The sequence below is a fragment of the Ereboglobus sp. PH5-5 genome (genome assembly GCF_029504805.1).
GTDB lineage: Bacteria > Verrucomicrobiota > Verrucomicrobiia > Opitutales > Opitutaceae > Ereboglobus.
Genome location: NZ_JAQFIT010000040.1, coordinates 1 through 1,386 on the forward strand (window position 1 = coordinate 1; position 1,386 = coordinate 1,386).

Annotated in this window: 1 protein-coding gene; it reads right to left on the reverse strand. The window is 55.3% G+C overall.

Translation table 11 applies throughout. From position 1 onward, the window contains the following. Positions 1-1,262, reverse strand: a 1,262-nt coding sequence (locus M2103_RS13180; RefSeq protein WP_277511148.1) for a reprolysin-like metallopeptidase, incomplete at its 3' end; no start/stop codon positions are given. Between the last annotated feature and the right edge of the window lie 124 nt (positions 1,263-1,386).

Sequence of the window (1,386 nt, forward strand, 5' to 3'; positions counted from 1 at the left end):
GAGTCCGGAAGATTTTCTGTGCTGCGATCGTGGAGGCAGCCGAAGTTGTGGCCAAGCTCGTGAGCGAGCGTGTTGTAATTGGCGTTTGTGCGCACGCTGGCTGCTCTTGCAGGGGAACCTTTCCATCCTGTCCAAGCAAGTCCGGCGATACCTTGACGGTTTGGCCAGATTTGTGCGATGAATACGGATTGGTCCGCTTTGACTTCTTCAATTTTTGCCATGGCAAAATTGTAGGCTTCTTGGTTGCGTGCGTCGATAATGTTGAACGAATAGTTCCCAAGGATTTCTATTCCATTGTGAAGCGGTGAATCCGCATTTGGCACCAAGCTGCCGTCTGGCTCTCTTAGTTCACGGTCACTGATGAGCTGGAATTCTGGCATTTGGAATGCTCCCACATAGTTCCACTCGAGGGGGATGTTGCTGTTATCAAGTGTGATGTTGGATGCTTCAACATGTGCGATATATCGTGTTTCCAAGGTGGCTGCGTTGGTTGGCAGGATGTTGGTGCCTGATGTTGAAAAGTTATCGAGTGTGGCTTGGTTATAGAAGAACACCACATTGGAAACGTGGTTGCTTCCGCTTTGAAGAACGCCTGCGGGGATTTCGACTTGTTGAGCGGCTGCAACCATGGCGGCGTGCGTGGGCACATGAGCTGCCTTTTTGGGTTGCTCTTGGGTGGCGCAATCGGCGTTCGGCGCCGTGGTCACGGTGACTTCGTTGTCCTTGTTGACATGGATTTCGAAGATGTCGGAGCCTGGCACGGTGACGATGGTGAGGATTTCATCCGAGGTGGCCGCGGTGACGGCGTATCCGCCTTGCATGCCATTGCGGTAGACTTGAACGAGGCGATCTTCGCCCTCGGCTGCTTTCACCGTTTTTGCGGTGTCGAGCTGGAAGGGAATTTGGATGTCCTCGTAAGGAGCAATCAGCACTTCTTTGGGGCTGAAGTCCTTCCAGTTGGCGGGAAACGCGGTGAGCTCCGGGAAGACGGCTTGCAGGCGCTTGAGCTGCATGGCGGCGACGGCCTCCGGATCGTTGGCGATGTCGGGGTAGGCCTTGGCCACCGGGAGCTGCGCGGTCAGGTGCGCTTCAAGCTTTTGGAGCACGATGGGCTCCTTCGCATGGTCGTGCGTGCAAGTCGCGGCGGCTTGGGGTTGTGGTTGCACGGGTGCATCCTTGGTGTGAATGCCGGCGATGTAGAGTATCGCGACGGCGAAAGCGCTGGCTATGCCGGCGCTGAGGAGGATTTTGGTCTTCTTCATTGGAGGATGCGGTAAGTATCAATGCACAAGCCCGGGGCGGAGGCGTGTTTAACACAAATAATATGCGTGCAGTCCCGCGCCAGCGCACGTGGGAGTCAATCAAAAATGCTGCCTGTCAGCATGT